The sequence below is a fragment of the Roseateles sp. P5_B10 genome, from assembly GCF_056400485.1.
The window spans coordinates 1-894 of the sequence record NZ_JBFULE010001345.1 but is presented as its reverse complement, the minus strand read 5'-3'; the positions used below and the strand labels follow the sequence as shown (position 1 = coordinate 894).

Annotated in this window: 2 protein-coding genes; one reads left to right on the top strand and one right to left on the bottom strand. The window is 64.8% G+C overall.

Annotated elements, in window-relative coordinates; genetic code table 11:
• Positions 1 to 510, bottom strand: a 510-nt coding sequence (gene yihA, locus AC1DU6_RS33225; protein ID WP_477862581.1) for a ribosome biogenesis GTP-binding protein YihA/YsxC, incomplete at its 3' end; no start/stop codon positions are given.
• Positions 511 to 580: 70 nt separating this feature from the next.
• Here yihA and AC1DU6_RS33220 point away from each other — a divergent pair.
• Positions 581 to 894, top strand: a 314-nt coding sequence (locus tag AC1DU6_RS33220; RefSeq protein ID WP_477862579.1) for a c-type cytochrome, incomplete at its 3' end; no start/stop codon positions are given.

Below are 894 nucleotides of genomic sequence, written 5' to 3'. Positions count from 1 at the left end.
GGTGAGCAGCACCAGCAACTTGATCTCACCTGTGGCCACACGCGCGGCGACGAACTCCAGCAGCTGCTTGTCCAGGTCGGTCAGGCCCAGGCGGGAATCGACCATCAGCACGACGCCCGACAGGCTGCGGCGCACTTCCAGGTAGTCGGCCATGACCTTTTGCCAGCGCAGTTTGGCCGATTTGTTCACGGCCGCGTAGCCATAGCCCGGCAAGTCGGCGAACAGGGCGTCGGCCGCGTCCTTGGGGCCGAGTTCGAAGAGGTTGATGTGCTGGGTGCGGCCCGGCGTCTTGGAGGCGAAGGCCAGGCGTTTTTGCTGGGCCAGCGTGTTGATGGCGGTGGACTTGCCGGCGTTGGAGCGGCCGACGAAGGCGATCTCGGGCAGTTCGGTGGCGGGCAGATGCACCAGCTGGCTGGCGGTGGTCAGGAAGCGCGTGGTATGCGTCCAGGCCAGGGCGAGCTTCTCGGTGAGGGGCTCGGCCGGCAGGGCCTCAGGAATCTTGTCGGTCATGTCTAGCTCGGACGCTGTGGTTCAGCATTGTAAAATTCTCGGGTTACGCCCTTTGAGACCGTATAAATCCATGAAGACTGTCGCCCTCCTCCTGTCGAGTCTGCTGCTGGCCGCCACGGCTCACGCGAACGAGCCCGCTGCTGTTGCTGCCAAGCCCGATTCGGCCAAGGGCGGTGCCATTTCTTCCCAGGTCTGCGCAGCCTGCCACACGGCGGACGGCTCGCGTGGCAGCCCGGCCAATCCCATCCTGCAGGGTCAGCATGCCGAATACCTGGCCAAGCAGCTGACCGAGTTCAAGAGCGGCAAGCGCAAGAACCCCGTCATGCAAGGCATGGCCGCCCCGCTGTCGGAAGACGACATCCGCAACGTGGCCGCCTTCTACGC